Below are 6,274 nucleotides of genomic sequence, written 5' to 3' on the forward strand. Positions count from 1 at the left end.
CGGCGGCAAGTGCAACGATCAGGCGGGTTGTCCCGCGGCGTGTGTTCATCTCCTGTGCCATCGGTCCATCCCATCAGCCCGTGTAATGCGCGTTGTAGCCGGCCGCGACGTCCAGCACCGCGCCGCTGACATATTGTGCCGCCGGCGACGCCAGGAAAACCGCGGCGCCGGTCATGTCATCCGGTTCCAGAATGCCTACGGGCAGCGTGTGGCCGACGCGAAGCGCCGCCTCGAAAGGGATGGTGAACTCGGAGTTGTCCAGGAGGTTCCCGAAAATCCGCGTCCTGACAGCCGTCGGCGCAATCGCGTTGACCGTGATGTTGTGGTGTCCGAGATCGATGGCTGCGCATTTCACCAACCCGACCATGCCCCATTTCGAGGCTGCGTAGTCGGCTTGACCGGACGCGCCCATTCGCCCCACGATCGACGTCACGGCGATGATGCGTCCCGAGTTTCGCGCGATCATGTGCGGCACGACCGACTGAAGTGTGTTGGCCGTTCCTGTGAGATTGATGTCAAGCACGGTTTTGAAATGCGCCTCGGACACGTCCTGAAGGCGACCGCCGCCAGCGACACCCGCGTTCGCGACGACGATGTCCAACTGTCCGAACTGGCTCAGGATCTGCTCGACGGCGCCCTGCATTGCGCGCGTGTTGGCGATGTCCGCCCGGACTTCGATCGCACGGCGGCCTTCCGCCTCAACCAGCCGGACCGTTTCGACTAGTTCCTCCCGTGACCCCAGACGATACCCCAACACGTCGCCATAGGCGTCCGGATCCGCAATATCAAGCGCGGCGACGTCAGCGCCACTTCGCGCATAGGCGACGGCTATGGCGCGCCCGATGCCGCGTGCCGCGCCGGTCACGAGGGCCGTCTTCCCGGCGAGCGAAAACGCCGTTTCACGGTCAGCTAGTGCGGAAGCAGGTGCTCCTGCCACGCTAAGCGAGGCCCCGGCGACCCCTGCAAGGCCGAGCGCCAAAGCGTCCCGGCGATTGGGGTCAGCGGGACACGCATCGGTGTCGTCTGGATATCGCCCCTCATTGTCCTTCGACATGTCTGTCTCCTTCCACTGCAACTCTGACGTTCTTCCACGCGTCGCGCGTTCCACCTCCCCGATGGCAAGGGCATTTTGCGGAAGGTTCCAGTGTGACGATTCACGCAACAAGGATGTTGCTTCATATCAATCGCCACGCTTTGACAGCCACAAGACCGTTGCACAGATCTGCGGCGCCGGGCGTGATGCCAGTTCTGTCGTGTCGTCGAGATGGAGACGCAGCATCCTGTCGGACACACTAGGATCGGTCCAAAGCGCGGCCGTGTCGAAACCGCCGAAGGGGCGGGCTGGGTCGCGAGTGCCCTCAGCGTGTCAAACACGGCCGCGCCCACCGCTATCGTGGTCAAAGACCCGGTCCAGCCAATCGAATGTTACCCGGTTGGCATTGGTCCTATTGCCGAACTGGCAGTGATCGTCGGACCCGTCTTTTTCATTCGTGAAGATGTAGATGTCCTTCGTCTCGGATGACACGCGCTGAATAAACTCCCGCGTCTGCCCGATCAGAGCATCGCCTTCGTTCTGGCCGGCCAATGCCAGGACCGGGCAGGTGATCTGTTGGAGTTTGTCTGTCAGCCGCCATTTCGCCGGGTCTTCCGCAGTCATAGCGTCAATCATGGCACGGGCGGAATAGTCGCCTCCATGACCGCTGTTCCACATCGCCAAGTTCATCATCGACTTAGCGAGCGATGACTTGTTCATCCGCCTCTGGGTCAACCAGGCCAGAATAGTGACGGGTATCCACCTTGTTTTCTTCAGAGTGGCCTGCTGGGCTGCGGTGACATCAATCATTGGGGTGCTGGGGATCAGCGCTTTGACGCGTTTCTCGAATGCCGCGACCCGCGTGACGACGTAGCCGCCAAAGCTGTAGCCCGACAGCGCAATGCGGGCATCGACGCCGTCCAGCTTCTCCAGGACGTCAAAGGCGGCAGCAAAGGGCACTTCCATATCGGGCCGCTTCACGCAGTCCGGGTAGAGGTGCACGGTACCGCGGTGCCCGGGGAACTCGAAGGTGAAGAAGTTGTATCCGCGTTCGATGGCCGCCTGGGCGCTCCAATACCAGACCTCCTCACCGCTTGAATCGTTGCCACCCACCGAAAACAGGGTCGGCCGTGGCGTCTTTGAGGCGTCCGGCCGCCAGAAATAGGCCGGAAGATCGTAGCCCTCGAAGGGTACGGTCAGGATGTCCACGGGCACGTCGAAGAGAGGGCAGGCCTTCTGAAAACACTCCTGGCTCTTGGCCCATAGACGATAAAATTCGGGATGTGTGGGACCGGCGCCGTATTCCGCCGTGCGATAGTAGTTGGAGGCCCGCAGATACGCGTCCCGGGCACTGACGGGAGCTCCTGATGCCAAGGACGTCTCGGCATCGTTCTCAAGGCGTCGGCCCAGGGACGCCCAGGCGCTGATCCAGGTTTCGATGTCGCCCTCATCGACTTTCGGGACGACGCTAAGGCAATCACCGATATCGGCGCCGTTCGAATTGGCGTATTGCAGCGTGCGTTTGAAGATCCAATCCATTTCGTGATCCCTGAACGTGCCCAGGCTGTTCCAGGAACGTCCAAGGCCCATCTTCCATCCGGACATCAGGCCACCTCCTTTATGGGTGAGGAAAGGTGGTCGTCTAACCAGTCAAAGACGATCTGGCGCGCAAGCGGGAAGTTGTTGAGCTGACAATGCGCCTCGGCGCCTTCGGTTAAGGTGGTGATCCTCTCGGCCTTGGCACTTGAAGGAACGCGTTGGTGAAATTCGCGCGCCTGCCGCAATCCCTCTCCACCAAGCTCGTTCTCTCCAACCAGCGTTAGGAATGGCATCGAGACGGATTCTGGATCGGTTCTGAAAGACGACCAGACCTCATCGACCAGCTGGTCGATTCCGCCTTTGAGGTCCGGGCAATTGTCAATGCCGTATTGCCATAACATGCGATAGGCCCAGCCATGGGCCTCCTTGCTCATCCCGGGGATCTTCCGCACAGCGCCGAGCACCTGCCCGGCATTCAGCATGGGCGCATTTGCTACCACCGCCCGAGGCCGGTCGTCGAGACCGGCGAGTCTCGCCGCCTTATAGCCCCCCATGCTGACGCCATAGACGAACAGATGATCGGGATCGACTTCCGGGTGAGCGCAAAGGAAGTCGATCTGCGCCTTCAGGGCGGCATCGCCAGGGTCACGCAGCACAAGCGAGGGCCGGTCGATCCGGGTTGCCGTGTCCCCCGGCATATCGACGCACGCGACGTTGAACCCGCGCGCAACGCCCTCTGCGCCACACCACCAAAGCATGTCTTCGGCGATGGTTTCCGCACCGTTCAACCAGAGAATTGAGGGGCGTGGCGCCACGTCATGCGTGTTCGGTTTCATGAAGTAACCGGCCATCCCGTCGCTTTCGAAGGGGATGGAGATCGGATCGATCGCGCGAGGTCCGTGCAGGGCGTAGGCCAGGAAACACCGCTTGAGCGCCGCGTAAGTGTCCTGCATGGCGTCTTTTGACAAAACGGGATCTGTCGCCAGGTGGGCCGTCCGATGACAGGTATAGGCTCTTAGGCTTGCCAACGCAGAGCTCCTAGTGTGCCCTTGCTTCCGCAGTCTTTCAGCATATTCTTCCAGGCGCAGCCCTTCGGCAAACCACTCCCTGGTCCAACTGGCGCTTGACCGCTCGTCGATCCGCTCGGCGACATTGTAGATCTCGCCAACTGAGGCGCCGCCGTACTGAATCTGATTGAGTGGAAACCATGCGAACCAGGCATCCAGGAAGGGATGGGCGAAGAAATACCGTCGCGTGAGGCCCCTGACCCGGGGCGTGCGCGCCGCGAAATACTTAAAGATCTCCTCACCGATCATCATCGCGATACTCCTTTCTCGATGCGTCCTCGGCCTGTAACCGGTTCTCCAAGCAGCCTGGCGCCAACGCCCACGAAGCTGCAGCACTGGTTGAGTTTCCGGGTGGCCACCCGTGTCGATCGGTCGACACGCACGGATACCGAATCGTTTTTGACTGACTGTCCAGTCATGTACTTTGTTACTGACTGGACGTCCAGTCATGTTTATGGCAAGCCTACCTCAAGTTCAGCGAGGTTAAGCCTAATGCCCAAAATCGTCGATCGCGAAGACATGCAGAGCAGCATTCTGGATGCGGCGATGCGGGTCTTCACCGAAACGGGATATCACGCCGCGACCATCGCGGATGTGGCCGAGGCCGCCGGGCTGGGGAAAGGGACCCTCTACCTCTATTTCAAGAACAAGGAAGCCATCGGCACAACTATGGTCGAGCGGCACTTCAAGGGGCTGGAAGAGCGGTTCATGGAGGCTGAATTACCCCAGACGCTTGAGGCCTTTGCGGCAGGGCTCTCGCAGACCATGACCATCCCCAAAGACCATTCCCGGTTCATTGCAGCGTTTTTTGAGATCTTTGGGCCCAGCCTCGCTTCAGAAGTGTTCACCGCGACCATCGCGGATTTCTTCGACCGCCTCGGCACCCACTATGCCCGCCGGATCGCGCATCTGCAATCCAAGGGTGCGATCAGAGGCGATGCAGATGCCGAGAGTCTTGGCCGCGCGTTGGCAAGCCTTGTCGATGGCATGATTCTCCACAAGGGATTGTTCGGCATTCACGAAGCGCGCTATGCCGCCATGCGCGATGAAACACTCGACATGTTCGTGCGGGGGCTAAGCAAGTAGGTTGGGTAGGAGAGAGGACGGTGGTTTACGTCTCAAATCGCCAACGCGGGACTCGCTGTGACCGCGGGTTTTGGCGGCATCATGTGTCCGCGATCATTGGAGTTGTCTCCGCTTCAGACATAAAACATTGAATTCCTCGCCGCACGGCATCGGTACTCAACGAGCGTGTGCAGAAATTTCCTTGCTGCGTGCGCATGCAGCAAGAAAAAGCAATGACCGGGATGGGCTCAATTCTGACCTTCGCCGCCTGTGCCGTGGCATCAAGCCCATTCGGCGGCTGGTCCGCGGCCCAAAGCTAATCAATGAGAAACGTGGAGCAACCACTGCTTTGTGAATACGCTTTCCTGGGCTAAAAGCGTGTTGCCATGGCATTAAGGACCAAAAATTGAGCAAATCAAATCTCAAGTGCATTAAGGTGACCTCTGAACGCGAGCTGCGGAGCTGGCTTTCGAGGCAACCTGCTCAGAACCAAACTGTAATGCTGGTTACGTGTGGTAAGAAGTCTCGTGACAAGTATGTCGGCCGGGACGAGTTGCGAGGTGCTCTCGCTGACTACGGTTGGCAAGAGGGGCCAAGGTATACTCTACCTTCGAACCTAATCGGTAGCGTCATCAGCTGCGTTCCTGAGACAAGCGACAAATGACGGCAGCGATTGAGTGCTCAGCGGTTTTTCCAACGCTTGCTGTACCGAGCGTCACCGAGGCGTGTGAATGGTACGTAGAGCACTTAGGGTTCACGGTCAGGTTCTTGTACGGTGAGCCCCCGAGTCATGGCGCAATCCTACTCGGTCAGGCCTGTGTCCATTTCTGGCGCGGAACACCGCAGCTTGGCGAGAATTGGTTGTACTTTGATATCGATAACTTGGAGGCAATGTATCGCCGTGCCAAAGACAGTGGAGTGGAGATAACGAAGGCTCCTGAAAGCTATCCGTGGGGGATGCGGGAATTCAATGCGCTCGACCTCAACGGTTACAAGATCCGCTTTGGCCAGAACTTAGGATCATGAGCATGGTACAGTTCGACAACCAGGAACTGTCGTATGTGCAATTCGCGGCCACGGCCCAACTCTTTCTGAGACTCATTTGCAACCCGCTTGCTATTCTGATCTGTGCCCTTTCCTCAGTGCTCAGCGCACAAACGCTGCAGGAACGGTTGACAGAAGCCGTTGCTTAAAACCCGCCTGCCACATCTGGGTTGCGTCTAACGACCCGCGATATGGCCACTTTTGGTGTGATGATTGCGCATGGTGGCATTTTCGAGCGGCGCCGAATTGTGCCAGAGGCTTGGTTGAGGGCGTCCTTTCGTGCCCGAGCTTCCATAATGGAAGACTTCGACTATGGAATTCGAAAGCTGCTTGGTGGGAGGATTGCAACGCGCCGGCGTTGTTTAGCTCAACGGATTGAACTGATCTTCTCCCGACTATTCAGAATTCCAGTTTCAGCTGTTGAACACACGCATCGAATGTTCGCAATGGTGACTGCGAACGCAGGAACCCGGCAAATCTGCAACATTTTCAACGTCTGCTTCGTGTTGGTTTGCTGTTGTTTGCG

6 protein-coding genes are annotated in these 6,274 nt (G+C 58.7%); 3 read left to right on the plus strand and 3 right to left on the minus strand.

Features of this window, described 5'->3' with window-relative positions; translation table 11 throughout:
* Nucleotides 1–73 precede the first annotated feature (73 nt).
* The 3 genes from ACR0EV_RS12385 to ACR0EV_RS12395 all read right to left on the minus strand — a co-directional run bounded on the left by ACR0EV_RS12385 (nt 74) and on the right by ACR0EV_RS12395 (nt 3,891).
* A complete protein-coding gene (locus tag ACR0EV_RS12385; protein WP_480800368.1) occupies nt 74–1,054 on the minus strand; it encodes an SDR family NAD(P)-dependent oxidoreductase in 981 nt (326 codons plus the stop codon).
* Between the two features lie 312 nt (nt 1,055–1,366).
* On the minus strand, nt 1,367–2,638 hold the full coding sequence (locus ACR0EV_RS12390) for an alpha/beta hydrolase family protein (RefSeq protein ID WP_480800369.1): 1,272 nt from the start codon (nt 2,636–2,638) through the stop codon (nt 1,367–1,369).
* A complete protein-coding gene (locus tag ACR0EV_RS12395; RefSeq protein ID WP_480800370.1) occupies nt 2,638–3,891 on the minus strand; it encodes an alpha/beta hydrolase family protein in 1,254 nt (417 codons plus the stop codon). Before ACR0EV_RS12395 ends, ACR0EV_RS12390 begins: the two co-directional genes overlap by 1 nt.
* Before the next feature lie 240 nt (nt 3,892–4,131).
* Here ACR0EV_RS12395 and ACR0EV_RS12400 point away from each other — a divergent pair, with 240 nt between their 5' ends.
* The 3 genes from ACR0EV_RS12400 to ACR0EV_RS12410 all read left to right on the plus strand — a co-directional run bounded on the left by ACR0EV_RS12400 (nt 4,132) and on the right by ACR0EV_RS12410 (nt 5,897).
* Nucleotides 4,132–4,725, plus strand: a complete 594-nt coding sequence (locus ACR0EV_RS12400; protein ID WP_480800371.1) for a TetR/AcrR family transcriptional regulator — start codon at nt 4,132–4,134, stop codon at nt 4,723–4,725.
* Nucleotides 4,726–5,364: 639 nt separating this feature from the next.
* Entirely contained in the window at nt 5,365–5,730 is a 366-nt protein-coding gene (locus ACR0EV_RS12405; RefSeq protein ID WP_480800372.1) for a VOC family protein, read from the plus strand.
* Between the two features lie 2 nt (nt 5,731–5,732).
* Complete coding sequence (locus tag ACR0EV_RS12410; protein WP_480800373.1) at nt 5,733–5,897, plus strand: hypothetical protein; 165 nt, start codon at nt 5,733–5,735, stop codon at nt 5,895–5,897.
* Nucleotides 5,898–6,274 lie beyond the last annotated feature (377 nt).

It is taken from the genome of Ruegeria sp. CF8, assembly GCF_056537285.1.

What these genes read in the sequence shown, in the direction of transcription:
- ACR0EV_RS12390 (WP_480800369.1), bottom strand. Translation starts at nt 2,638, where the DNA reads ATGTCCGGATGGAAGATGGGCCTTGGACGTTCCTGGAACAGCCTGGGC.
- ACR0EV_RS12400 (WP_480800371.1), top strand. Translation starts at nt 4,132, where the DNA reads ATGCCCAAAATCGTCGATCGCGAAGACATGCAGAGCAGCATTCTGGAT.
- ACR0EV_RS12410 (WP_480800373.1), top strand. Translation starts at nt 5,733, where the DNA reads ATGGTACAGTTCGACAACCAGGAACTGTCGTATGTGCAATTCGCGGCC.
- ACR0EV_RS12385 (WP_480800368.1), bottom strand. Translation starts at nt 1,054, where the DNA reads ATGTCGAAGGACAATGAGGGGCGATATCCAGACGACACCGATGCGTGT.
- ACR0EV_RS12395 (WP_480800370.1), bottom strand. Translation starts at nt 3,891, where the DNA reads ATGATGATCGGTGAGGAGATCTTTAAGTATTTCGCGGCGCGCACGCCC.
- ACR0EV_RS12405 (WP_480800372.1), top strand. Translation starts at nt 5,365, where the DNA reads ATGACGGCAGCGATTGAGTGCTCAGCGGTTTTTCCAACGCTTGCTGTA.